22 protein-coding genes are annotated in these 25,136 nt (G+C 62.6%); 8 read left to right on the top strand and 14 right to left on the bottom strand.

Annotated elements, in window-relative coordinates; genetic code table 11:
- Positions 1-71 precede the first annotated feature (71 nt).
- Together ACO054_RS20075 and ACO054_RS20070 are read right to left on the bottom strand one after the other, a co-directional pair.
- Entirely contained in the window at positions 72-1,004 is a 933-nt protein-coding gene (locus ACO054_RS20075; RefSeq protein ID WP_421708361.1) for a hypothetical protein, read from the bottom strand.
- Positions 1,005-1,383: 379 nt separating this feature from the next.
- Positions 1,384-1,584: a hypothetical protein gene (locus ACO054_RS20070; protein ID WP_421708360.1), complete on the bottom strand. Its 201-nt coding sequence runs from the start codon at positions 1,582-1,584 to the stop codon at positions 1,384-1,386.
- A 127-nt stretch (positions 1,585-1,711) separates the two neighbouring features.
- Here ACO054_RS20070 and galE point away from each other — a divergent pair, with 127 nt between their 5' ends.
- Positions 1,712-2,704, top strand: coding sequence for a UDP-glucose 4-epimerase GalE (gene galE / locus ACO054_RS20065; protein ID WP_421708359.1), 993 nt, complete (start codon positions 1,712-1,714; stop codon positions 2,702-2,704).
- A 114-nt stretch (positions 2,705-2,818) separates the two neighbouring features.
- Here galE and ACO054_RS20060 read toward each other — a convergent pair whose 3' ends face one another.
- Both ACO054_RS20060 and ACO054_RS20055 read right to left on the bottom strand, forming a co-directional pair.
- Positions 2,819-3,811 carry a UDP-glucuronic acid decarboxylase family protein gene (locus ACO054_RS20060; RefSeq protein ID WP_421708358.1) on the bottom strand — a complete coding sequence of 331 codons (993 nt, stop codon included), beginning with the start codon at positions 3,809-3,811 and terminating at the stop codon, positions 2,819-2,821.
- A 98-nt stretch (positions 3,812-3,909) separates the two neighbouring features.
- Positions 3,910-5,349, bottom strand: coding sequence for an exopolysaccharide biosynthesis polyprenyl glycosylphosphotransferase (locus ACO054_RS20055; protein WP_421708357.1), 1,440 nt, complete (start codon positions 5,347-5,349; stop codon positions 3,910-3,912).
- A gap of 444 nt (positions 5,350-5,793) precedes the next feature.
- Here ACO054_RS20055 and ACO054_RS20050 point away from each other — a divergent pair, with 444 nt between their 5' ends.
- From ACO054_RS20050 to ACO054_RS20040, 3 genes are read left to right on the top strand one after another with little or no spacing between them, the layout of a single operon-like run.
- A complete protein-coding gene (locus ACO054_RS20050) occupies positions 5,794-7,278 on the top strand; it encodes a lipopolysaccharide biosynthesis protein (RefSeq protein ID WP_421708356.1) in 1,485 nt (494 codons plus the stop codon).
- On the top strand, positions 7,275-7,841 hold the full coding sequence (locus ACO054_RS20045) for a polysaccharide biosynthesis/export family protein (RefSeq protein WP_421708355.1): 567 nt from the start codon (positions 7,275-7,277) through the stop codon (positions 7,839-7,841). The genes ACO054_RS20050 and ACO054_RS20045 overlap by 4 nt, the downstream gene beginning before the upstream one ends.
- Before the next feature lie 16 nt (positions 7,842-7,857).
- Positions 7,858-9,039, top strand: a complete 1,182-nt coding sequence (locus ACO054_RS20040) for an outer membrane beta-barrel protein (RefSeq protein ID WP_421708354.1) — start codon at positions 7,858-7,860, stop codon at positions 9,037-9,039.
- 3 nt (positions 9,040-9,042) lie between these two features.
- Here ACO054_RS20040 and ACO054_RS20035 read toward each other — a convergent pair whose 3' ends face one another.
- The 8 genes from ACO054_RS20035 to ACO054_RS20000 form a co-directional block, all read right to left on the bottom strand.
- Entirely contained in the window at positions 9,043-10,089 is a 1,047-nt protein-coding gene (locus tag ACO054_RS20035) for a polysaccharide pyruvyl transferase family protein (RefSeq protein WP_421708353.1), read from the bottom strand.
- Entirely contained in the window at positions 10,082-11,035 is a 954-nt protein-coding gene (locus ACO054_RS20030; protein WP_421708352.1) for a glycosyltransferase family 2 protein, read from the bottom strand. The genes ACO054_RS20035 and ACO054_RS20030 overlap by 8 nt, the downstream gene beginning before the upstream one ends.
- Complete coding sequence (locus ACO054_RS20025; RefSeq protein ID WP_421708351.1) at positions 11,032-12,291, bottom strand: glycosyltransferase family 4 protein; 1,260 nt, start codon at positions 12,289-12,291, stop codon at positions 11,032-11,034. Before ACO054_RS20025 ends, ACO054_RS20030 begins: the two co-directional genes overlap by 4 nt.
- Positions 12,288-14,555: a GumC family protein gene (locus ACO054_RS20020; protein WP_421708350.1), complete on the bottom strand. Its 2,268-nt coding sequence runs from the start codon at positions 14,553-14,555 to the stop codon at positions 12,288-12,290. The genes ACO054_RS20025 and ACO054_RS20020 overlap by 4 nt, the downstream gene beginning before the upstream one ends.
- Positions 14,552-15,847: a hypothetical protein gene (locus ACO054_RS20015; protein WP_421708349.1), complete on the bottom strand. Its 1,296-nt coding sequence runs from the start codon at positions 15,845-15,847 to the stop codon at positions 14,552-14,554. Before ACO054_RS20015 ends, ACO054_RS20020 begins: the two co-directional genes overlap by 4 nt.
- Before the next feature lie 13 nt (positions 15,848-15,860).
- Positions 15,861-17,162: a glycosyltransferase gene (locus ACO054_RS20010; protein ID WP_421708348.1), complete on the bottom strand. Its 1,302-nt coding sequence runs from the start codon at positions 17,160-17,162 to the stop codon at positions 15,861-15,863.
- 2 nt (positions 17,163-17,164) lie between these two features.
- The gene (locus ACO054_RS20005; RefSeq protein ID WP_421708347.1) at positions 17,165-18,430 is read right to left on the bottom strand and encodes a glycosyltransferase family 4 protein; all 1,266 of its coding nucleotides are present in this window, start codon (positions 18,428-18,430) and stop codon (positions 17,165-17,167) included.
- Positions 18,431-18,629: 199 nt separating this feature from the next.
- A complete protein-coding gene (locus ACO054_RS20000) occupies positions 18,630-19,598 on the bottom strand; it encodes a glycosyltransferase family 2 protein (RefSeq protein WP_421708346.1) in 969 nt (322 codons plus the stop codon).
- A 284-nt stretch (positions 19,599-19,882) separates the two neighbouring features.
- Here ACO054_RS20000 and ACO054_RS19995 point away from each other — a divergent pair, with 284 nt between their 5' ends.
- Positions 19,883-20,830, top strand: a complete 948-nt coding sequence (locus tag ACO054_RS19995; protein ID WP_421708345.1) for a glycosyl hydrolase family 28-related protein — start codon at positions 19,883-19,885, stop codon at positions 20,828-20,830.
- Positions 20,831-20,860: 30 nt separating this feature from the next.
- On the opposite strand, the gene ACO054_RS19990 is transcribed toward ACO054_RS19995, so the two are convergent.
- Both ACO054_RS19990 and ACO054_RS19985 read right to left on the bottom strand, forming a co-directional pair.
- Complete coding sequence (locus ACO054_RS19990) at positions 20,861-21,544, bottom strand: hypothetical protein (protein ID WP_421708344.1); 684 nt, start codon at positions 21,542-21,544, stop codon at positions 20,861-20,863.
- A gap of 821 nt (positions 21,545-22,365) precedes the next feature.
- Positions 22,366-23,070: a 2OG-Fe(II) oxygenase family protein gene (locus ACO054_RS19985; protein WP_421708343.1), complete on the bottom strand. Its 705-nt coding sequence runs from the start codon at positions 23,068-23,070 to the stop codon at positions 22,366-22,368.
- Positions 23,071-23,260: 190 nt separating this feature from the next.
- Between ACO054_RS19985 and ACO054_RS19980 the strand changes: the two genes are divergently transcribed.
- The 3 genes from ACO054_RS19980 (at position 23,261) to ACO054_RS19970 (ending at position 25,116) form a co-directional block, all read left to right on the top strand.
- The gene (locus ACO054_RS19980; RefSeq protein WP_421708342.1) at positions 23,261-24,109 is read left to right on the top strand and encodes a class II aldolase/adducin family protein; all 849 of its coding nucleotides are present in this window, start codon (positions 23,261-23,263) and stop codon (positions 24,107-24,109) included.
- Positions 24,110-24,277: 168 nt separating this feature from the next.
- On the top strand, positions 24,278-24,583 hold the full coding sequence (locus ACO054_RS19975; protein WP_421708341.1) for a hypothetical protein: 306 nt from the start codon (positions 24,278-24,280) through the stop codon (positions 24,581-24,583).
- Positions 24,584-24,702: 119 nt separating this feature from the next.
- Complete coding sequence (locus tag ACO054_RS19970; RefSeq protein ID WP_421708340.1) at positions 24,703-25,116, top strand: PilZ domain-containing protein; 414 nt, start codon at positions 24,703-24,705, stop codon at positions 25,114-25,116.
- Positions 25,117-25,136: the final 20 nt, after the last annotated feature.

Below are 25,136 nucleotides of genomic sequence, written 5' to 3'. Positions count from 1 at the left end.
GACGGCACGCAGGCCGTCGGTTCACTTCATTCAGACACTCTTGAAGCACCCTGTTCGGCCGCCATGCTGGCTCAGCGAAGCATCTGGCCGACCAACCGGAAATTCTTGATCTGCCACGTCAACCGAGAGGCACTGATGGCGGAGGCCGCGAAAACCACAGGGGCCGACGTCAGGGCCGGCGCTAAGGGCGTTTCCTCGAGTTTGTTTTTGATAGCCGCAGCCAAATCGCCTGACTTCGGATGATCGAGCAGCGTCTGCCAGGCGCGCCGCTGTTGCGGCGTCAAAGGCGGCAAGGCGCGGATTCGCTCGACCAATCTGTCGTGAGGAAGGGTTCGAGCGGCAGCCAGACCTCCGACGATATGAAGAGCCGCCATCGTCCGGACGGAAATCTCGCAATTGCCGTAGTTGCCACCCGATTCGTCATTGCGGTCGCAGACCTGCAGATAGTCCAGAGCAGGCGGGTAGCTGCCGAGCACTGCGATCTTGTCGATCCAGCTTGCGGGAGACGTGTCGCAAAGAATCTCGACCGCGCTGGACGACCAACTTTCAATCAGCAACGGGTGAGAACCCCAAGGTAAGCTACCGCCGAAGCTCCCGACATCGCTCACCGGAACCAGGATGTGACCCACCTGCCCTGCCAGACACTGCGCCATCGCGCCGAAGGCAGCGCTGCGTGTGATCTCCCAACTCACAGAGCGGAACAGCCGCAGATCGCGAAGATTCGTCTCCATCTCGATGAGGAACTGACCGGATATCTCGGTCAGTCGCCGCAGATTCTGGAGATGGCGTTGGCTGGCAGCAGCATCACGGCCGGGTCTGTCGAGTCCGGTCACGTGGATGAGCGCATCGAGCTCCGCCGTCCGCCGGGCAAGGGTATAAAGCGACTCTAACCCTTCTGTGAAGAAAGCTGCACTCGCCCCAGCCTGCTTGGTTTTCCCAGACTTCGAGCGCGCTTCGACCGTGCTGCCGGGCAGGCGCAGATGCCGTTCGGCGAAAGCGGCCACGGCCGGAACGTTCTGCCGAAACAGCGGATCGAGCTCGCCCTCAACCTTCAGGGCCGCATTGTAGTGCTGAGCGACCAGATAGAAGGCCGCGACCAGAGCCTCGCTGCTCTCCGCCAAAGGTACGTTCGCTCTGACGAAGAGAGGTTCGCCGCAAATCTCGACGTCCAGGCGGCTTCCGCCAGCCTCTTGCGTGACGCGAGGCGCGCCTATCTTGAGAGTCTTCACCAGCATGGTCGAAAGGCTACAGGCAGCAGCCGAGACGACGGGAAGCTGTCTTCGTGAAAAAGGGGTGGCCTTGGAAGGCCGTCAAACGGTCACAGGCGGGGCACAGAGGAGCAATCGAACCCGCAGCCGACTGAGCGGCCGCTAAAGCCTTGTTCTACCGCAGCAAAAAGTAGAAACAGAGCAAGATCGGCAGCCAGGACACGGCCCCCAGAAGAGCCCAGATGAGAATAGGAGGGGACCAGGGCGCCCCCTCGTCAACGACGTCATCCGCACCCGTAGCCCGCAGAACCTGCGGATCCTGCTCGGTCCAGTCCAAAGTTGTCCCGAAGGCAACCGGCCCCGCTTGCACCTGCATAACTTTGTCCCCCTTGCGCGCCCCTCGGCGCCACAGCCTTCGCTCAGCTTGGCCCTGCAAGCTTTGCCATAGGGTTAAGCCTCGCGGGGCAAAACCGTCCCGACATCGCGAACAAGGGACACCCGCAATGGCGAATCTTTCGGAAAAACCGCGTGTGCTCGTGACCGGCGGCGCCGGTTATGTCGGAAGTCATGTGTGCAAGGCGCTGGCCGCGGCCGGCTATCTGCCTGTCGTCTTCGACAACCTCTCACGAGGCCATCGAAGCGCTGTGCGCTGGGGCCCTCTGGAGGTCGGCGATATCCGCGACCCGGCCGCTTTAGGCCGGGCGCTGTCGCACCACAGGCCGGTCGGAGCGCTTCACTTCGCAGCCTTCGCCTACGTCGGCGAGTCCGTTACGGATCCTTTGTCTTACTACGACAACAACGTCGCCGGCACCCTGACGCTGCTGAACGCTCTCAAGCTGTTTCAGATCCGGGCACTGGTATTCTCAAGCACCTGTGCGATCTTCGGACAGCCTGGTGCAGCGGTGATATCCGAAGATCTTCCAAAGGATCCAATCAACCCTTACGGCCGGACCAAGCTGATGATCGAATCGGCCCTGACCGACGCCGGCAAGGCCGGCGACCTGGAATGGGTAGCCCTGCGTTACTTCAACGCGGCCGGGTCCGATCCTGACTTGGAGATCGGCGAGGATCACGACCCGGAGCCCCATCTGATTCCGCGCGTTCTGATGGCCGCACAGGGCCGGGTGGGTGCACTGGACATCTTCGGCACGGACTACCCGACGCCGGACGGAACCTGCCAGCGCGACTACGTTCACGTCTGCGATCTGGCCGATGCGCACGTTGCGGCGCTCAGCCGCCTGTTGGATGGCGGCGGGTCAGGTGTCTTCAACCTGGGCGCAGAACGCGCCAACTCCGTCCTGGACGTCATAGCGGCAGCGGAACGCGTCACGGGCCTAGGTGTGCCGGTGCGTAAAGCAGACCGACGACCCGGCGACCCGCCGAAACTCGTCGCGGATTCGGCGCGCGCGCGCGCCGAACTGGGCTTCCGGCCCCGCTTCTCCGCGATCGAGGAGATGGTGGAACACGCTTGGCGTTGGCAATCTGCCAAAACCTGATACGAACCACCCGGCTTCACGAAGCCGCTGTCCCCAAAAAGACAAAGCGCGATGAGATCAACTCATCGCGCTTTGTGACCTTCGTAAAGGTCGGTTCAACTTACCGGTTGCCAGTTACTCGGCGACTTCGGCAATCGGGTGAGCCTCCGCCAACTCCACGGCGAGCAGGTCGCGGAAGTAGGCAACGGTAGACTCCAGCCCCGTCTCCAATTCGATCGTCGGCTTCCAACCCAACGCTTTCTTGGCCAGGGTGATATCAGGCTGCCGCTGCAGAGGGTCGTCCTGCGGCAGAGGCCGCAGCACGACCTGACTGGAGGAGCCGGTGAGGTCGATGACACGCTGGGCCAGCTCGAGAATGGTCATCTCCCTCGGGTTTCCGATGTTGACGGGTCCGGTCACCTCGTCCGGAGCGTTCATGAGACGCACCAGACCGTCCACGAGATCGTCAACGTAACAGAAGGAGCGGGTCTGCGAGCCGTCGCCGTAGACCGTGATGTTCTCCCCTTTGAGGGCTTGAACGATGAAGTTCGAAACGACACGGCCGTCGTTCGGCAGCATCCGCGGCCCATAGGTGTTGAAAATCCGCGCGACCCGAATGTTGAGGTCGTGCTGGCGATAGTAGTCGAAGAACAGCGTCTCGGCACAGCGCTTGCCTTCGTCATAGCAGGCACGCGGCCCCACCGGATTGACGCTGCCGCGGTAGCTCTCGGGCTGCGGATGGAGTTGCGGGTCTCCATAGACCTCGGACGTCGAAGCTTGGAGAATCTTCGCCTTCACCCGCTTCGCCAGGCCCAGCATGTTGATCGCCCCATGGACGCTGGTCTTCGTAGTCTGCACCGGGTCGAACTGATAGTGAATCGGCGAGGCTGGGCAGGCGAGATTGTAAATCTCGTCGACCTCGACATAGAGCGGGAAGGTCACGTCGTGACGCAACATCTCGAAGTAGGGCGCGGACATCAAATGAGCGATGTTCTCGCGACGCCCCGTGAAGAAATTATCGACGCAGAGCACCTCGCAGCCATCGGTTAGAAGCCGTTCGCAGAGATGCGAGCCGAGGAAGCCAGCGCCTCCCGTGACCAGAACGCGTTTACGCAGCGCAACCGGCATGCTGTGGTTCCTTTCTTCTCTCTCATGGGATGTCGCAGAAGGGCGACATCGGGGTGCGGAAACCCTGACCGGCCGGATCCGACCGGCGCGGCCGGGGATCAGACGGCGTTCTCCGCCTCCACGACCTTGAAGACGGTTCGGGCGAGAATCTTGATGTCCAGCCAGAGCGACCAGGTCTCGATGTACTGGAGATCGGCGGCGACCCGGTCGATCAGCTTCTGCTCCGTATCGGTCTGCCCGCGCAGACCGCTGACCTGGGCCAGACCGGTAATACCGGGGGGCACGCGGTAGCGCGCGTAGAAGTCCTCGACCACCTGGTCGTAGAGCCGCTCACCGGCCTTCGCCTGCAGTGGATGGGGGCGTGGGCCAACCATCGACATCTCACCGCGCAGGACGTTGATAAGCTGGGGCAACTCATCGAGGCTGAACTTTCGGATGACGCGTCCGACGCGCGTGATTCGGGAATCGCCCGGCATCGTGAGGCGGCTGCCCTGCTGGTCACTCTCCTCGTGGCGCATGCTGCGGAACTTCAACACCCCGATCAGCCGGCCACCATAGCCATAGCGCCGCTGCACGAAGAACAGAGGCCCGGGGCTTTCGAGCTTGACGGCCAAGGCGATGACGGCGAACAGCGGAGCCGTCAGCAGAAGCAAGCCGCCAGCCACCACGATGTCCTCGATACGCTTCAGCATCATTTGAGCGTCGTCGAGCGGCCGGCGCGCCAGTTCGACCATACCGGCCCCCTCGAAGCGCAGCAGTCGCGCATCTCCGAAGCGTTCCAATCCCTCCAAATTCAGGAGGATATCGACGGGAAGCTGGCGCAGTTCGCGCAGGCCCTCGGACATGCGGTCGACCTTGTCCAGCGGGGCCGAGACGATCACGCTGTCAACCAAATGAGAGCGGCAAGCCGTCAACAAGGCATCGAGACCGCCCTCCCGGTAGCCTTCGCGGAGGCCGGTCCCGTGGGGCGCATCGTCGTAGATTCCGACCACCTGCGGCCCGTGCCGCCCCAGGCTCGACCAGCGTCGGATCAGATCCCGTCCGCCCTCGCCCGCGCCGAAGATCGCCACGCGCTTGCGCAACCGACCGGCGTCGGCCAACCGCCGAAGACGGCGGGCAAACAGCAGGCGCGACCCGATCAGATAGACCCCACCGGTGGCGAAGAAGAGCAAAGCCCACAAGCGTGAGAACTGATCGCCCACCTGCAGCCCGAAGCTGAGGACGATCAGCAGCACCACGGACAGACTCCAGGCAGCTAGAGCGCTACGGATCAGAACGGAGAAAGAGGGGTCTCGCTTCGACGCGACGGCCTGCTGGATCACCAGGTGAAGAGCAGCCGCCAAGAGAGCGACAAACAGATAGCCTTCGCGAGCCTCCAGGCCCAGACGCTGCTCCACGACCACGAAGTAAAGCAGTCCACCGAGACCGAAAATCACGGGAAGATCGAACATCCGCAGGACGCGGTGACTCAGATCGGGATTGACCCGAGCCAGAGCCGCACCTGGCCTGCCTTCTGTCCACTCAATCGAAGCCGGCATTGGCATGCCCCCTTCATCGCTGCTGTCGTCGCGTGAAAATCCAGCGCCGACCCTTTATGACGCGCTGCAGCATCTTGAGCGGTGCCTGACAAATCAACCTCAACAAAAATAGTGTTCAGGTCTTACCTTCGTTTTTTACAGACTGTGATTTGCAGCTATATTTGCATCACATGCCTTTAACTGAATTGTCCCGGCAACACCCCCGAGTCATCCCAAATAAATCACACCTCGACGACACCGCGTCACGGATGGTGCGCGGGATCGATCGCCGGCTGTCGAGCCGGAAAACCCTTGGTACCGTCGCCAGCTCGAGTTCAGCTAAGATCGTTCGTCTGTCTCACGTCTTTGGCGCGCGGTGACGAACGACAGGGAGGCGGCTGCGTCTCCACTTGAGTCCAAGCCGCTCTCAGGAGCGGGAAGCAACGGGCGGGAAGGCAAGGGCTCTTGCAGTTCACACGCAGACTCGTGACGGGAACTCTTTGGTCGAGTGCCGAGACGTTGGTCCGGCAGGCGATCGGCCTGACCGTTTTCGTTATGATCGCCCGTCAGGTCGGTGCGGAAGCGATCGGCATCGTCGTGCTCGCCATGGCTTTGATTTCGATCTTCGAAGCCGCCGTGTCCGACGGTGCGGTAGAACGGCTGGTCCAAAGGCAGGAGATCGAGCCACTGCATCTCGACAGTGCCTTCTGGGCCGTCACAGTTCTGTCTCTTCTTCTCGCAGCTACATTGATTGCCATAGCGCCGCTCTTCGCAGGTCTGTTCGACGTCGCCGAACTGTCCTCAGTTCTGCAAGCCCTGGCGTTCTACCTGCCACTGACAGCCCTTGCAGCCGTCCCGACGGCGCGTCTGAAACGCGACCTGCGGTTCCGGCCCTTCGCGATCCGCGCACTCCTCTCGCTTGGGGCCGGCGGTGGCATCGGGCTCTGGCTCGCGTTCGATGGACAAGGCGTTTGGGCGCTCGTCGCGATGCATCTCACGACAGCTTTCACGGTGTTGCTCTGCATGTGGATCGCGGCCGGCTGGCGTCCGAGCTTCCGTCTCTCGCTTCGGCACCTGCGCGACCTCGCCGGCTACGGCGTCTACAGTACAGGTAGCCGCCTGGTCATCATCGCCGACCAACGGATCGCGCCTTTTGCAATCGGTCTCTTTCTCGGTGTCGCCGAGGTCGGCTTCTTCGCCATGGCCCGGCGGGTTCTGGAAATGCTGATTCAGCTGTTGCTGGCACCGGTCAACCAGGTCGCCTTACCGGCCTTCGCCCGGTTGCAGACCGACGGGTCTCGCATCAAGGCTCTGCTGCACTTTCTGGAGAGAGCCATTGCCTTGACGAGCTTCCCGGCCCTTCTGGGCCTGGCCGCCATCGCCCCCCTCGCCGTCGAACTCGTTCTCGGGCCGGACTGGCTACCGATGGTGCTTGCTCTGCAGATTCTCTGTCTCGCCGGTCTGCCGATGGCAATCGAGTTCAACACGCCGGTCCTGGCGCGTGCCCTCGGGCGGCCGGATCTGGTGTTGTACCAGGCCCTGATCTTCTTCGGCGCCGGCGTGATCCTTCTGCCGCTCGCCGCGACGGAGTCCATCACCCTGGTCGCCATCGCCATGCTGGCCCGCCAGCTGTTTCTGGTCTGGCCGCTGCGTGTTCTGTTGGTTCGTCATCTGACCGGGCAGGGTTTCCTGGTCCGCTATCTCCCGCTTGCCGGAATTCTCTGCTGCGCGGCCGCTATGGCCGGCGCGGTCCTGTTCGCGCTTGCCTGGGCCCCAGTTCACGCCTCAGTCCTACAACTCACCGCTGCCGCCATTTCGGTTGGTGCGCTCGCATTCGTCGCATTCCTGCTCTTGTTCGCTCGTGATCGGGTGATAGGCTTGTTTCAGGAAGCTCGACAGCGACTGAGCGCCACGCAGGCGACCGCAGCCTCGATTGGGAGTCGGAAATGAAACGCTTTTCGTTGCTTGCCCTGAAACTCTTCGTCGGTTTGGCCCTGGTTTCTTGCGAAAGCGTCAGCGACCTTCCACCGATCGAGAACGAGCAACAGTTCGGCGAGTATCTGCTCGGCCCAGGCGACGAGGTGCGCGTCACCGTTTTCGGGCAACCGGAACTGACAGGCTCCTATCTCGTATCCGACTCCGGGGAGATCGCGGTTCCTCTGATCCCGGGCGTCGAGGCAAGCGGTGTCACAGCCGACAGCCTCGCCGAACGGATCACAGCGGAACTGCAGAGCGCGGAGGTCGTTCTCGATCCGGCCGTCAGCGTCGAAGTTCGAACGTATCGCCCCTTCTTCATCCTGGGCGAGGTCGCCGGACCGGGCAGCTATCCCTACGTCAGCGATATGACGGTGCTGACAGCCGTTGCAATCGCCGGGGGCTTCACCGACCGTGGCCGTCGCGACCTCTTCGAGATCACCCGGGCGCGCGACGGCACCACCCTACAGGGCCAAGCCGGACCGGAGGTGCGCATCCAGCCTGGCGACGTGATCCGCGTTCTGGAACGGTACTTCTAGAAGACGGTCCGCCAGCATGCGGGGCTCCGCACTTTTTCTCTCCATCGCCGTGCTCGCGGCCGCCGCGCCAGTTTCCCGGGCTCAAGATCTCGGTGGAGCCTTGCAGTTCGGTCCTACAACCGTTCTCCCCACTCTCGGCTTCGGAGTGCTGGCGAACGACAACGTTCGAGCTAGCGAGAACGACGCCGCGGGGGATATCGCCGCGATCTTTCAGCCCGCCCTTCAGGTCAACATGGACGGCCGGGATTTCGACTGGTCCCTGCTTGGTTCAGCCAGGTTCGACCGCTATGCGACGGAGACGGACGAGAACGAAGAGACCTACCTCGCCTCGACGGCTCTCAGCTACACAGCCACCAACGATCTTGACCTCAACGGCCGGCTGAACTTCACGCGAGCGAGCGAGGACCGCACCGACGCCGACACGGACGGTGGTGCTCAGCGCTTCGTCTATAACGACTTCGGCGCCAACGCCAGTGCCCGCTGGAGCCCCAATCGCTTCAGCCTGGCGCCGAACGGCAGCATCACAAGGCGCAACTTCGCCTCCGAGATCCGCTCCGACCGCGAGTTCACCCGCTACGACGGCAATCTGCGGATAGGTTTCCGGGTCTCTCCGGCCTTCAGTACCTTCATACAGCCCGGGGTGACCTGGCGCGACTTCGACGAGCCCGACGGGGGCGGTCTGGATCAGGACTCGCTGACGAAGCGGGGGCTCGTCGGAAGTACCTTCGAACTGGGCAAACTGATCGAGGCCGAGCTCGGTATCGGCCTCTTCCAAGAAGACTTCGTCGATCCCGACCGCGAAGACTTCACCGGACTGCAGTTAAACGGCAGCCTGACCTGGAACGTGACTCCCCTGACCGACATCAGCTTCACCGTCGACCGGCAGGAGGAAACGAGCTTCGTCGAAGAAGGGGACGAACAGGCCGACTCCCGTATTCGCACCGAGGCTAGTCTGGAAGTCGAACATGCCCTGACAAGCCGTACGACACTGGATGCCGATCTGAGACTACGGCTCGACGACTATCAGGGGCTCGACCGCTCCGACACCCGCTTCACGATCGGGGTCGGTGCCAGCTACCGGCTCAACCGGTGGGTCGCCCTTTCGGGAAGCTACCAGTTCGACCGCCGGACTTCGGACGCCGACGACGCAGGCTTCGTCAGGAACAGCGTTTTTGTGGGCCTGCGCAGCGGTTTCTAACGTCTATCCCGCCCGTCTCGATTGCGACAGAGTCGACCCTGGAAGGTCCAACAACCAGGTCGACACATAGGCACTCGTCTTGCCTGTCCGGCTTTCCCGCCAACGAACCCGACGATGCAAGAGCAGCGACATCAGCATGCCGTGCAGACGGTCTGAATCGACTTCCGCGAAACGGCAGAGATGATCGCTTCCCCGCGCAACGGCCCGCTCCGCAAATCGCCTCCAGGCTGCGTAGATGGGCAGACTCACCGGCAAACGGCTGTCGAGCCGATGCAGACGGCGCAGAAGCGCATAGGCGCGGCGATCCGCAGATGTATAGATCTGCGCCCAGTCGAAATGCCGGTCTGCCGCAGCCGTGTGATCGGGCAGGACGAGCGCTTCGACATCCTGTCTCACCAGGCGCATCGTTCCCTTGCCCGACCTTTCCGCCCTTTCGCCAAAGGGCGCGCGTTCGTAGAGACCATGCGCCAGATCGGGCGCAAGGTAGGCCCGTTCGCCCAGATGCTCCGCGACGCGCTCGTAGGACAGGCGGTCGCGCAGCACCAGATGCAGATCCGGGTGACGCACCCAACGCGCCATGCAGGCTTCGAACCCCTGTCTGTCGGCGAAATGCAGCGACTGCGGCAGGACGACGATTCGGTTCCCAGGAAAGGCGGCAACGACAGCTTCGCGAAAGTCCTGATGGCCCGGCCAGAGATCGCCAAGATTCCCGCCGGCGTGCAAGACGATCGTCACGGAGGGATCGAAGCGCCGCCGCAACAACGGCGCGCCGTTGAACATCGAGGCACGACCGATCACGCGCAAACCGAGGTCAGAGAAGAGTTGCTCCGCCCCCAGTTGGAGGCAAAGGTCGCCCACATTCAGGTGCAGAGGATAGTCCAGGTAAAGAATCGGACGGTTGCTTGGCAGCAGCGCCCCGAGCGTTAGGAGCTTCGACCGGAGCTCCCTTAGACGCCCCTGAAGCTCGACGTCTTGTTGCATGGGCGACGTCCCGCGAAGTTGGGCGAGCGGTACGACGTTGCCTGCGTCTTGCGTCATCGTTCTAGACATGGGCCGCGTCTTCGCCGATCCGCCAATAGAGAAACGCACCAGCCAGCAACCAAGGAGCGCGAGCGAACTGGCCTACGACGGCGCGGAGATATCTCGGCCAACTGGGCAAAGGATAGGCGCTGCGGCGGTGCGGCACCAACTGACGCAGAAGTATGGAGAGCACGTCCATTCGGCCATGCAAAAGATGCTTCGCATAGAATGCGCCACGTCCGATCCTGTAGCCGCGATGTAGGCGCCGGATCTCCGGCAGTGAGCGCCGCCCATGATTATGGGACACCAGGAAGCTGGGGTCGTAGACCACACCGGAACCCGAACGATAAACACGGTAAACCATGTCGGTATCTTCCGATGACTTGAAACGGCTACCGGCACCGAAGCGGTCGTCGAACAGGCCTATGGAGTCGAGAACCGAGCGCCGAATGATCATGTTGCAACCGAGCAGAAGAGCGTGCAGATCCGCCGGTCCACGCGGTTTCTCAAGGTAAGGAGAAGGCTTGATCGTCTCCGGGAGATCACTGGGATTGTGGAGCCTCACCTGCCCGCCGGCCAATCCTATGGAGGGATCGGCCTCCATGACTCGAATCGCGGATTCAACCCAATCGGCGGCCACCAGGCAGTCGTCGTCGGTGAAAAGCACATAGTCGCCGAGGCTGGCCTGGATGCCTGCGTTCCTCGCGCGTGCAAGGCCCGGCTCGGCCAGATAGACGCGTCGGATCGGGAAGGGACTACCCTCCGCGGCGGAAGCTACAACCTCGGGAGTGCGGTCGCGCGACCCGTTATCGACGACCACGACGTCGATCTGCACCATAGGGGGGCATTGCAATGCCCGTATGGCGGCGAGACAGCGAATGAGGTCGTCCGCGCGATCACGCGTACAGACGATGATCGAGACGAAGGTCGCGCCTGAGTCGCTCGTTCTCTTTGGGGTCTCCGGCGAGGCTGTCATGCGAACGCCTCTTCATAGGCTGCAAAGGTCGCATCGCGTCTGTAGCGCCGATGGTAAAGGCGCAGCGCCGCCTCGGAACAGGCACGATTCAGGCCCGGATCGGTCAACTGGCGCAACGGTTCGACAAAGTCCGCGAGCTCCTCGCGGACAAAGCCTTCGCAACCGTCCGCCACCTCGATCCCCTCGACCCCGGTTGGGGTCGTGACGATCGGCAGGCCGCGTGCCAGAGCGTCGATCACCTTGATCTTCACGCCCGTTCCATAGATGACCGGCGCGACCAAAGCCGTTGCCTGAGCCAGCACGCCATCGAGATCCTCGACGAAACCATGAAGGCGCACCCGTTCGCCAAGGCTTGCGGCCTGAGCGCGCAAGGCGGGGCTTGCGCCACCTCCGACGATGTCCAATCGCGCCCCCGGAAGCGTCGCGAAGAGCTGTGGCACCGCCTCCGAAAGCAGCCGAGACAGGCCGTAGGCGTTTGCCGGATAGCTGAGATTACCCAAAAAGAGAAACCGAGGCGGGTCGACCGGGCGAGCCGACGGCGGCACTTCCCGAACGCGGACGTAGGGTGGCACGCTGAAGATGTTCTGTGCGCCGGTTCGGGCGCGTAGAACTTCGGCTTCCTGCTCGTTGATCAGCAGGCAGCGGTCGAACTGTCCGGGGGCCACGTTTTCGGCCTGCTCCATCAAACGCATTTCACGCTGCAGCAAAGCTCGCTGCAAACCGCGCGCCTGGGCGATCCGCGCCATCCAGCTCGGCAAAAAACGCGCGAAGGTCCCGAGACTGTTGAGCTCGGCGTCAGGATGCCGGTCCAAGGTCTCGATCAAGCGCGCGTAGCGCCGGGAATAAAGATCATCCAGGTAGACGATCTTGCGCGCATTGCCCAGAGGTAGGCGATCCAGGACAGGTCCGACGCGCAGCGTGTCTGCGATGACGAGGTCAGGAGAAAGCTTGCCGACGAGGCGAGCCAATGTGTTGCCCGCTCCTACAGCGCCGACGGCCGCGATCTGCAAAGGTGTGCGACCGCGCAGGACGCCGTCGACCGCCATAGCTGCAAGCCGCCTCCAACTGGGGTCCACCGGCGCCTCGTAGAGATCGACACCCAAGCGCTCGTGCCGTTCCTGTCGCCGCGGTGCCACATGGGCATAGACGACCTTTTCGCCGGAGGCGCCGAGCCAGTCGAGGAAACCGGACATCACGACCTTCCGGCCGACGTCCGTCGGTTTGGGATAGCTGGTGCTGACAACGAGAGTCGTCATGTCGGCGCCACCAGACGTTTCCGCTCGGCCGCGACATAGACGGCGGCCGGGCGATGATAAGCCGCATCTTCGGCGGGCTGGTACGCTCCGTAGCGCTTGAGATTGACCTGGGTGAAGACGCATCCGAGCAGAGGCGCCTCGAAGGCGGCCAATAGGTCCAACGACTGCCGAAGGGCACTCCGCTTGGTCCGGTTCCAACGCACCAGCAGAAGACAGGCGTCGACGCGGCGGAGCAGAAAGCTGGAGTCCGGCAAGGTCAGCAGAGGCGGAGTATCGATGATCACCAGATCGAAGCGCCGCCGCGCCTCGCGCAGCAAGACATCGAGCCTGGGATGCTCGAGATAGGCCAGCGGATCAACGAGATCGGCACGCGGCCGCAGCACGCGCAAGCGACCGGCGGCGCCGCGCCACAGCAACTCGTCCAGCCGTTCCGGCAGTTCCATCACGGCAGCCAGGTCGGGATCGGCGCTTCCCTCCGGTTCGCCGGCCGGAAAAGCGCGACTTGCGTCACGCTTGTGCAGGTCCAGATCGATCAGCAGGGTGCGGCGGCCAATCGCCGCCGCCTCCTGGGCAAGGCTGATCGATGTGATGGTCTTGCCCTCGCCGGACTCTCCCGAACAGACCATGATGCAACGGAGATTGCTGCTGTTGTCTCCATGGCGAATGCTCGCGTAGAGACGGCGCATCGCCTGACCGAACTCCGGATCGGGACGCTTTTCCAACCGGCGGCGCGCAGCCGGGGAACGGACCCGAAGCCCCCGGATGCGTGGCAGGACGGCCAATAAACGAACACCAGAGAGACGCCGCAACTCGGCACCGCTCTTCACACGCTGCTCCGTCACCTCTCGCAAGATGACATAGAGACCAGCGAGCATCAGACCCGCGGCAAGCGAAAGCGCAAAGAGTGCCTTGCGGTTCGGCTGCGCCGGCGACAAGGGAGACGTGGCCGGAGAAATCATCATAGCCGTCGGCTGTTCGATTTCTCCCGCACCGACCAGTTGATTGGCCTGCATCTGGAAGCTGTCGAGCGCAGTACGCGCGGACTCCGCTTCACGTTCCAACTCGGTCAAGCGGACGTAGGCGTCGCGGTTGCCGTCGATCTCGTTCTTCAGTGTCTGTCGCGACTCCGCGATCGACTGTTCGCGCGCACGCGCATTGGCAAGCCGCGCTTCTGCAAGGGTAACGATCTTCTCGACCTCTCCTCCGATCCGGCCGCGCAACTCGACAAGCTCTCTATTAATCGAGACCACTTCCGGATGCTGCGGCCCACGGGTCGACGACACCCGGGCAAGCAAGCTCGCCATCTCGATCTCCTCGGCACGCAGTCTTTGAATCAAGGGAGCATCGACAGCGAGAGACAGCGCCTCGCTCGCGGAACCAGAGGCCGCCGCACGTCGAACCTCTGAGAGCTGGGCTTCAGCGCGGGCCGTATCGGCCTGAGCTTCAACCAGTCGACTGGAGAGTGCGCTCAACTCCTCGAGCTGGAGACTTCCGGACTGCCCTTCGAAAAGGTTCTGCGTCTGACGGAAGACCTCGACAGCCTCCGCCCGCGTGACCACCTCCCGGCGGAGCTGCTGCAGACGCTCTTCCAACCAGCTATCGAGGGCCGCCAGACGCGTCAGGCGCTCCGCGCGCTCGGCTGCCACATAAGCTTCGGAAATACCGTTGGCGAGGCGGGCAGCCGACGCGGCCGAGCGGGAGACTGCGCCCACTTCCACCACATAGGATCGGCCGCGCGGCTCAACGGAAACCGCGCCCTGAAGGCGCGCCAGCACGATGCGGCGCTCGAGCTCCGGGTTGCGTACCGGCGCTTCAGGCGTCAGACCTAGAAGCGCTTCGAGACGCTCGCGCCCTAGAGCAAAGGCGGCGCGAACCGGAGGCAGCTCGAAGTCGTCCTCCAGGCGGGGATTGAATTCGGGCTCAGCCGTCAGGTTGAGACGCTCGACGACGCTGTCGAGCAAACCGGGCGAACTCAAGATCTCCGCCTCACTCAGTACGGTCGGAAAGCCAGGCTCGCCGCGAAGTTGGTCGATCCTGACCTGAAGGCTCTCCATTTGCTCGCCGCGAACCATCACAAGCGCTTGCGCCTCATACTTCGGGATCATGGCGAAGGTCGCCAGAACGCCGAGCGCGAAGATGATTGCGACGATGGCACCCGCCGGCAACCAGTGACGGCGAATCATTCCGAAGATGTCGCCAAGACCCACCGCCGGCGGCGTATCGTTGATCGGACCCGGCAAGCGGGTAGCAACGGCGTCGGTCATGACAAAACCCCTTCACGCGAAAGACGACGATCTGCCGGCAGCGGATCTTCGACCCGGAACCGGACGATCTCGGCTTCGGATTGGCGACAGATGAATGCCCCGACGGCACCGATCACAAGCGGCAGATAGAAGATGGTCAGATCCCGATAACCCGAGACCAGCGACTGGGAAAAAAGGAGACAGACCGCAATGGGCAAGAAAGGCCGCACATCGGGGCGTCGCGCCATAGCTGCCGCTGCCAGAAACAGCAGGAGTACGGGGTAGTAGGTGGCCAAGAGGCCTAGGCCCCCGCTTTCCGCCAGCGTGCGGACGACGGCCGAGTCGATCCCCTTGTCGGGAACATCGAAGTCTTTCCAACTCCAATCGACGATATGGTTGACATAGGGGTCGAAGAAGACCGGGTCGGAGACCATACCCGGACCGGCGCCGAGCACAGGGTGATCGCCGGCGATCGACAGCCCGGCCATGATCTTCTCGAGGCGCCCCGCCGACGAGAACTGCGCGTCCGTCGCCGCGAGCCGACTTTGGTAGAGGGGATAGAAGGCCGCGGCCAGCAGGATGAAAAAGACGAAGTGGCGCGCGTACTTTCGTATCGCACCGAAGAGGTCCCTTTGCATCAGCGTCTCGGCCAACAGCAAAGCCGGTAGCAGAAAGACGATGGTCGAGGACTTCGAGGCGACATAGCCGGCCAGCAGCAGCAGCAAGGCCGGCAGGGTTCGAAAGACCGGCAGGATCACGCTGTCCGGCCGCTGCCGTTCCAGATAAACCGCGAGCAAGGCCGGCATCATCACGGTCGCCAGCAGTGAAGCCTCCGCCGTGAAGGCCATGCCGCGTCCCCAGGGTGCCAGCAGCTCGAAGTTCTGATTGTTCGCGAGACGGAAGGCGAAACCCAGAAAGCTGGAGGTGACGAACTGCAGGACCGACGCAGCCGCGGACAGGAGCGCACCGAAGATGTAACCGTTGAGAAAGGCGACGCGTAGCGAACGTTCCGCCAACAGGTAGCCGAAACCCAACGCAGCCAAGGCAGCCGTCATGAGTTGAAACGCAAAGTAGAGCAGCGATGCGCCGGGATCGACTGAAACCAAGGCGGAGAGCGCCAGGGCGACGCCCACCATCATCAGCCATCCCAGGGCCCCGATCGGGATCCCACCGCGTGCGATGATCCCGGCTGCGATGACGGCCGCCAGCAACGGCAAAAGAGGCTGGATGCCGATCCCGCCGGCATGAAGCAGCGAAATCCCCGGCATTGTAAGGGCGACTCCGGTCGCAGCGGCGAGCAAGGTCAGCAGCATCGCCCGAGCTCCCTCAACCGGTCGAGAGCTTGAAGGCAGCCCGACCGCTCGGCGGCGGGTGGCTCCGCCGTCGAGGCATATCGGGCGACCAGCCGTCACTTAGCTCGCGATAGAGCTCCAGCAGCTGTCGATCGAGATCCTGACGATTGAAGGCCGTCTCGACCCTTTGTCGCCCGGCCGCACCCCAAGCGGCGATCATCTCGCGCGAGGAGGCGATACGCAGGAGCGATGCGGCGAGAGCGGGAACATCGCGTTCACGCGCCAGCCAGCCGCTACGGCCATGTTCGACCAGTTCCGGAATCCCGGCATGCTGAGTCGAGACGACAACCAGCCCACGGGCCATTGCCTCCATCATGGAGACGGGAATGCCCTCGCGCTCGCCACTGCGCGTCGTATAGCTGGGATGCAAGAAGACTTCCGCTTTCGAGAGTTCCTCGGCGACGCGGGACTGGTCGACCGCGCCGAGGAAACGGACCTGCCGCTCCAGGCCGAGCTGGCCCGTCAGAGTCCGCAGCTCCGTCTCCATCGGACCGCTGCCGATGACGGTGAACGTGAAGTCGAGTTTCGGTCTCTGGCGCCGAACCTCAGCTAAAGCCGCGAGAGCGTCTTGAACCCCCTTACGCGGTGCCAAACGGCAGACGGTCACCAGACTCAGCGGTTCATCGACTACGGCCCGGCGTGGTGCGAAAGCATAGCGGCTACAGTCGATACCGACATGATGCACACGCACGCGCGTCTCGGGAAAACCGAGACGCATCAGTTCGCCCGCCCAAAACTCACTGATTGCAAGATGCAGGTCGCCGCGCTTGGCAAGATAGCGGAGGGGGCGGGGCCCATAGGTATCGTCGGCGCCGTGCAGAGTCGTTACCAAAGGACCTTGAAGGAAACCGCGTTCCCTGAGGTAGGCGGCGCGCACACCTCCGTCTCCGAAATGCGCATGAATCACATCGAAGCGCGGATTGGCCGGCAAATCTCCCGTCACGCTGTAAAGCAAGTCCAATCCCAACGCCGCGCGTCCGAGCTTCGCGGGGTTGCATGCCGAAGGCCAATGAGACAGACGGCGCAAGGACCTTGACTGCGAAAGGCGGCGCGGCAGCTCGCGAAGACGGGCCCCGTAATCCTGGGGGCGACCCAGATAACAGGTTTGCTCCTGCAACCTGTACTCAGAGACCTCCGGATGGGTCAGGCTATCGGGCCGCGGACGGTGAGCGATCACCTGCACGTCTACGCCGGCCCGAAGCAGAGCCAGAACGTGATTGAGAATGAAAGTCTCTGAAAGAGCAGGAAAATCCCCCGCGACGATTGCGACCCTCATGGCTAAGTCCCCGTCGCTTCTGACAGAGGCTCGGGCGGTGTCGCCAGTCTTGGCCTGCTGCTCTCGATAGCCCGGCGATAGATATCGAGATAGCGTTCGGCTAGGCCACCGCGCCCGTCGGCAGGGGCCGTCGTTCGGGCGCCATGGGTCAGTCGGCGACGCAGCTCGCGGTCGCCAGCAAAGTCGGCGAGCGCCTTGGCGAAGTCCTCGGCATCGTCTGGATCGAACAGCAGTCCGTCGGTGCCATGGCGCACGATCTCGGACAGACCGCCCCGCCGGGCCGCGAGGGCAGGCCGGCCCCACCAGTGCGCTTCTCGAACCACCATTCCCAGCGGTTCGTGCCAGATCGAGGGTACGATCAAGGCATCGATCCTCGGGAAGAAGGACTTTGCGTCGACCCAGCCGAGGAAGTCCACGGGCAGACCGGAGGCCTGCCGCTTCAACTCCGCGTCCAAATCGGCGTTACCTGTCCCACCGATCAGAAGCCGTGCCGAATGCCCGTCCAGACGCCGCATGGCCTCGATCAAGCGGTCGATGCCCTTGGTTTGATGAAGGCGCCCGATGTAACCGAAAGTGACAGGAGTCGGAGTTCCTTGCGTCGTCGCCTCAGACGGCAAGGGCGGATGCTGGGGCTCACCGTGCAGATGCCACGTGCGGACGATCTGCTGCTCTTCCGAGGCCTGGAAGTAGCCATTATCCATATGCCGATCGAGCACGGCCTGTGACAAGCCGACAACGCTGTGCACGGTCTGAGAGCCGACACGACGCAAGGTGGTTCCAACCCGGCAGTCGCCGCACTGGCCGGAACAGGGCCGTCCCTGCCTGAACATTGTGCCGCGTAGGCAAACGAGACCGTAGTCCTGCACCGTGTGAACCAGCGGCAGGCCACGCGCTGCGGCTGCAGCCATCGCTTGCGGACCGAAGCCCGTCAGATTGCTGGTATGCACCACGTCCGGGCGAACCTCATCCATCAGGCGACCAAGCCTCTGCCGTGCCTGCAGATTGACCTCGCCCAGCAGGTACCAGGCCGCCCGCCGCCAACGAACCCGCTTCTCGGCCAGCAGATCGTTACCGAGCGGATGGCCGGAGACGAACTCGACCGACAGACCGTTCGGCCGATCCAGACGCCACGCCCCGTCCGCGGCCAGCGCGGCGACCGTCACGTCGCAGTCCCGCTCGAGCAGCCCTTCCGCCAGCGCTTCGACCATGATTTCCGCGCCGCCCAGAACCTCGGGAGGGAAGAGATTTGAGATCAGCAAGACGCGCATGAAAACCTTTCGCTCAGTCGCTGCGGAGCGGGGTGTGCAATCGGCGTTAAGTTCGATGCGAGGGATCGGCGCCCAACAAGCCGATCATGCCCATAAGTCTGCAGGCAGAGCCTATGCTGCGCTGCAATCATGCCTGCGATCATGCTGTGGCCGCGGTGGAACCGGCGTCGCCTCACAACGATCACATGTCTGCGCCCCATCAAGACCCCAGCCGATTGGAAGACGGCTGAACCGGCGAGGTCAACGCGGGTCTTTGCCTTCCTCTGAGCCGCATCTGCGGCAGGGCGCGGTAGGCCATGGGAGCGACAAAGGCGACGGCAAAGGCGGCAAGAAGCCGAAGAGCACGCAAAGGATCGAGCTCTCCCTGGCGAAGCGCGACGCCGATCGCCGTCAGCCCGGACAAGGGCCGATCCCGAGCCAGAAGCGGCGCACGGCGCGCCCGGAAGGCGCGATAGGCGCCCGCGGAGATCATCGGGCGGACGCTCTCGAGCCATTCCAGGCTTCTCTGCGGATCGGGACGACGGGAGATGCGAGCCCCGGCATGATCGTCGCGATAGACCACCAGCGCCTCGGGCAAGAACGCGAAGGCGACGCCCGCCGCAGCGAGACGAATCACGAAGTCCCAATCCTGATGTGCGGCCAAATCGGGACGAAACCGAATCTCGGCAGCCAGCTCCCGCGACAACAAGAAACTACTCGTCTGGATCCAGCCTCCCCGGCGCCAGAGATAGTCGCCGACGTCCTCATCTGCTCCGATTCCGCGTGCCGGCAGACGGACCTCCCCGTCCTTCCCGCGTACCTCCAGCGCGCAGTAGACCAGGGTTCGCCGCCAATCCGCGGCGGTGTTCAAGGTCGCGACCTGCCGCTCGAGTTTCTCGGGATGCCAAAGATCATCGTCGTCCAGAAAAGCGACGAGATCTCCTGTTGCGCTGGCAACACCGCGGTTTCTGGTTCCGCCGCCACCCAAGGAACGCTCGTTTCGAATCAAGCGAACCCGAGGGTCGCTGCCGATTGCCGACCGTATGGCGGCCGGATCTTGCGAAACGTCGTCAACGACGATGATCTCGAGAACCGGATACCTCTGCTCTAACACGCTGGCGATCGCTTCCGCCAGGCAGTCCGGCCGGTCTCGCGTGGGAATGACAACGCTCACGCTTGGCCGATGCATTCCCGCCTCCTTTCCGTCTCAGATTGACCCGTTCGAGACTGCAAATTGTTCTCGCCAGTACCGATGTCCGGCTCGGGGCGCGCCCTAGATTGAGAGAGACACTGGGCGAATGGCATCTGTCTCCACGTGAAGTCTCTGTGACTCCTGACGTCCGAACCCTGACTCCTGCATGACCGAGGTAGCTCCGAATGATGAAAACAATCTGGTCGTTCTCTTTGCGAGACTGGGCTCGGGCAACGTCCGTAGGGCTGATCGCCAGTCTTTTGCCAGTATCGACAGGCGCTTTGGCTCAGACCACTCCGGCTCCCTCGTCTCAGCCGATCTCGGTGCTCGACTTCGGGGCTGTTGCAGGCGACGGCCAGGACGACAGTGCAGCTTTTCAAAACGCCCTCGACGCCGCCCCGATCAACGGGTTGGTGGTGGTTCCGGCAGGCGTCTACGAGCTGGACAGCACTGTTGTGGTCGCCAACCGCCATCTGCAGGGTCTGGGAATGCCGGCACTGCTCTGTCGTATGGCCGACACCTGCGTCGAGATCGGCGGGTGGCAGGGCAACCGCCAGCCGGACGGTTCGGCAAGTCAGCTTTTCGGATCCCGATTTGAGCGCTTCCGGCTGGTTGGTGGGAATGAAGAGCTGCGGCGTGCAGTTAGAGTCAGCATGGGCGACTACCCGCGCCTGGAACGTCTGTTGATCCAAGACATGCCCGGCGACTGCCTGCTGGTTCAGCCGCGCCGGGCCTTTTCGTGGATCGAGAACTTGATGGTTGTCGATGTGAAGTGCGACGGCGCCGCAGGCGACGGCTTCATCATACGCCTGCCCCAAAATGCCGACCAGACATTCGTTAACGAGACAATCTGGTCGAACATCGAAACCCGGTCCGTCAGTGGGCGCGCCTTCGTAGTCGATAACCCCTCGACCATCGGCGGCGGCGAAGCCAAGGTCAGCAAGCTGCAAATCGAATACAGCGAGTTCGATACGATCGGCGATTCCGACACTCCTGTCGTCAGCCTGGAGACGGAGAACGATGGTCTGATCGAGTTCGTTCTGTTTCATTGGGTCACGATGGAAAGTACCAGCGAAAGCCGCACGGGGCCGTGTATCGCAGCGGATTCCAGCGGCGGCGGCTTGATCGAACGGGTCTTCATCGAAGGATCGATCTGTTTCGGCACGGGTTCCGGCGTCCAGGCCGCAACGAGCAACACCATCTCCGTGGAGCGATCGGCGGGTTTCTAACTTCGCCTCTTTGAGACCATGGCAGGCGAGCTAGAGCTCCTCCGGACGAAGGTCGCGATCCAGCTTGCGCGCGACCACGTAAGCCTCCGCCGTCATGCGGTCGCCCTTCTGCGCCAAGGAATGGACTGAAACGGCGAAACCGGCGGCCCGCGCCAAACCTTGGACCAAGTTGAGAGTCGTCCCCTCCTGCTGGTCCGCCGCGGCTCCATCCTCCGACGAGGCTGCGACGACCAAGACCAGCCAGCCGAACGGCTTGAGACAGAGCCTCCAGGCGGCGAAGGCGTCGGCATCCAGGGGGACGCCCACGCCCTGGCCGACCCAAATCGCGTCGAAACCTTGCCTGGGTGCGGACGGCAGCAAAGGGTCTCCGGCGACCCCTCGGATCAAGTGCCCGATGCCCTGCGCTTCGGCGATGGCGCCCAACTCGGCGAGCGGCTGGTCTTCGGCACTTACCACAAGAACCGGTGTGATGAAGCCTCGAGCCAGCGCAAGCGGTACCTCGAAAGGCTTGGCTCCGATGTGCAGGAGGCGGGGACGCGCCGGCAAGCCTCTCAGGCTGCGGATCATCTTCTCGTATTCGGCACGCCGCAACGAAGTAGCCGGCGGATCAGCCCGGTAGGCCTCGACCGGCGCTTCGAGAGCTTGCACCTTGACGTCGATATCCGGACTTAGCAGGTCGGCAGAAAGGGGCTCTATCGAGAGATTGCGAGACATTCTGGCATTGCTCCGCGTACGTAGAGGGGAAACCCGACGAACCTCACTTGTGTGCAGTCGAGCAATCGACGCCCGCTATCGCAACTGACGCCATCTCATCCAGGCGTGACGCAACCTCCCCCGCAATTGGTTTAGTTTCTTGTTTAGGATGAAATCCTGTGTGAGGCCGTGTGGCGCGTCGAGAGACGAAATAGAGCATCGCGCGAGACAAAGACACGACGCGCTTGGGGCAAAAATGAGCAATCACCACTAACAATCGTACACATCCGAGAGTATTCGCCAAAAATTGTACATTCCGCGATGCGTCCCTTAATCCTTTAGGGAGCTATCTTTTTCTCGTTTTAAGAGTAATTCGTAGCGATACCCACAGCACCACGCCGCCACTGTTGGGAACGTCTGATGAAGCTCATGAAATGGGCGATCCAGCCCCGAAGACCTGGGATCGAAAGCGGCCTTTTGACGAAGATTCTCCCACCCGAGGCGCCACGCCCACGCCGGTGCCGTGGAGCAATCGCTCCGACCGGCAGTGAAAGCCAGCAGCAAAGGAAAGACACTCTCGGTAGACGTGGTGCTCCAAATCCTCGCGATCCGAGACTGGCTGCGGAGCAAAGTCCATTTCCCGGAAACCTCATATTGGGGAACCAAGGGGTCTGCCTAGAGGGCAATCGTCAGAGCGATCCCAACTCAGGCGATCCTCCAGCGTCCAATCGACGCGGCACCGCCATCGGAGGAGTTGCGACAGAAATGATACCACGTCGCCGCCCAGACAAATCCGGGTCAGTCACGGTTGAGACCAGTCGGAATCGCAGTCGGTCTTAGTCTCAGCGACCCGATCTTTCTTCGACCGGCCGCGCATCGTCCAGCCGCAGATTGAAGGCTAGCGAAATCCGCTCTGCGACGCCCGCGTAAGGGTGTACCCAGTGGCGCAGCCAGGACGGGAAGATAAGCAGGCCGCCATCGATCGGCGGCAGCGCGAAGATATTGCCGAAGAGCGCACCGCTGCGGCCTGGCAAACGGACCGGCTTGTCGGGATCGACGCCAGGCGGTTCGGAACCCATTGCACCTCGTGGATCGACGAACTCAATCCAGCCGGACTGCGGCGGCGCATCGGAATCCGTTTGCCCAGCATCCACGTAGTAGACTGCGGAAAGATGCCAGCCCGGATGGTCGTGGATCTTGTTGTAGTTCCCCCGCCGCGTCACGTTGGCCCAGGCCTGCATCGTCACCTTTGCCTGCAGTTTCGCTGCGTACGCCATCGGTGCTGCCACAGCGAGAGCAGCTTGCCGAACAGTCGCGGATAGCTCGTCGATCTCGGTCACGCCCCAGTCGAGCAGGTCGGCACGCGAATGCCAGCCGCCCGCGTTCGAGCGTGCGACGCTGCCTGTCGAGGCTTCGCGATCGAGCACAGCCTTGCGGATAATCGGGTTTAGCCGCGCGGCGGCCGGCACCGAGAACTGACCGATCGGCGTAGCGAAGACCGGCATGAGGCTGGCCGCCGCCTTCGGCGGAGGAGGATTCGGGGCCATTGCTGGATGTCTCCGGGTCGAACGTTGTCGTCACCATCTCCGCACGTCGCCTGCCGGTCAAGCAGTCGCGGAGACCTTCTCTCTCGGCACCTCGGTTGGGGCATGTCGGCTATGTCGTCGCTCCGGATGCGTCTCCGACCGGTTCAACTATACTCACGACCAAAGGCTATAAATCGAGGAAGGGACGGAAATGCTGAAAGTTGCGGAAAAGACGAGCGGCGACAAGACAGCCACAATCGGCGATCGAGTGTCGATCTATCAGCCCGACCAGGACGGCTTGACCTTTCCCGAAGTTCCAGTGTTCGAAGATCCCGCCGCAGAACGGCAGCATCTTAAAGAACGCTTGGTAGCCGCCTGCCGCGCCTTCGCACTGCAGAATTTCGACTATGGCTTCGCCGGCCATATCTCAGTGCGCGATCCAGAACACCCGCATCTCTACTGGACCAACCCCATGGCCGTGCATTTCAGGCAGGTCAAGGTCTCCAACCTGGTTCTCGCCGACCACGAAGGTACGGTGATCGAGGGGCGGCACGCACTCAATCGGGCCGGTTTCGTGTTGCATGCTGCAATCCACGAGGCGCAGCCCGACATCGTTGCCGTGTGCCATGCCCATACGCTTTACGGAACGGCCTTCGCTGCACTTGGCAAGCCGTTGGCCCCAATCAGTCAAGACGCCTGTGCTTTCTTCGACGACCACAAAGTAGTGGCCGATCAGGCCGGTGCCGTGACCGTAAAGGACGGCTCGGGCAACGGCATCGCCGAGGCCTTCTCGGACGTGCGTGCCGTGATCCATCAAAACCACGGCCTGCTGACCGCCAGCCGACATTCAGTCGATGACGCTGCCTTCTGGTTCATCGCATTGGAACGCTGCTGCCAACAGCAGCTTGCCGTGGAGGCAACCAGCCAAACTGCGGAACAGGTCGCACCAGAACGCGCACGCCATAGCCGCGAACACGTCGGAAACGACTTCATCGGGTGGCTGCATTTCCAAACCATTTGGTCCGACTTGAAGGTTAGCCAACCCGATATGTTCGAGTGACAGGCATCAAGACTTGCAACTCTAGACACTCTTATACGGGGAAAAAATCGTCTGAAATGCAATTAGAGCTGCTATTTCCGTAGCAGCGCCTGTTAGAACCGTCCATATACATAGGGAGGCCTCTCGGGACGTTTCCACAATGAGAAAGGGCCTCTGGGAGAGATGGGCATGACTTCTGCCGCCTTGGTCGGCCTCTACGAGCTCCTTCGCGATCTGCCCTGGGAATCATTGAGCTTGGACGGCTCAGGCGACACCTTTGCCTATCGACTCGTCGGCCGCTTGACCTCGAAACAGGTAACGATCACGGCGGATGACGACCCAAGAGCCGAGACCCGCCGCTGGGTTCTCGAAATCGGTCCGCCAGATGCCGAATCCCACTCCGAAGAGGCAACACAGGGCTCGGAATTCCATCTCTTCGAGGGCGATCGGCCGCTCATCGACTATCTGCGCCGTTTCAGTAGCAGAAGAAACTAGGTGGAAGACCGGCGGTTTTCGGGCAACCGAATCTCAGCTCAAACGGGATCCGTTTCGTTAACCTCTCGCTAACTTGGATACAGCAGCTTGGAGGGCTGTTGCTTGGAGGCCGCCGAAGCATGAGTGCCGAACGCCCAACTGCCGGAAGTCCGGAAGACGCCAATCGGCCACCCGTAGAGCGCCGCCAGACGCTGCGGGTGGAAGCCAGCAACGTGGAAGTCACCCTTGAGATCGGCAAGCAGATAGCGGTCGCAGAGGTCCGCGACGTATCCCGAGGCGGCCTGCGCGTTCGAGCAAGTTACCCACCGGTTACCGGCGACAAGGTGATCGTTCGACATGCCGCCGCCGGAACCTTGACAGGGGTTTGCGTTCGCCAAACCGGCAACGAGATCGCCATAGCCTTCGATCCGGCCGAGAGCGAGGTAGAGCGAACGCTTCAGTGCCTCGCTCTTCTGCTTGCTCCGGACGCCAAAGACGCGGACGTCAAGGGCACGGAGGCCGGAGGTGCAGAGTCCAGGGCAGCCAGTTCCTAGAGCGCAATCGTCTTTTGACA

The sequence above is a fragment of the Algihabitans sp. genome, assembly GCF_965226985.1.
In the GTDB taxonomy this organism is placed as follows: domain Bacteria; phylum Pseudomonadota; class Alphaproteobacteria; order Kiloniellales; family DSM-21159; genus Algihabitans.
This window is presented reverse-complemented; position numbering and strand designations above follow the sequence as displayed.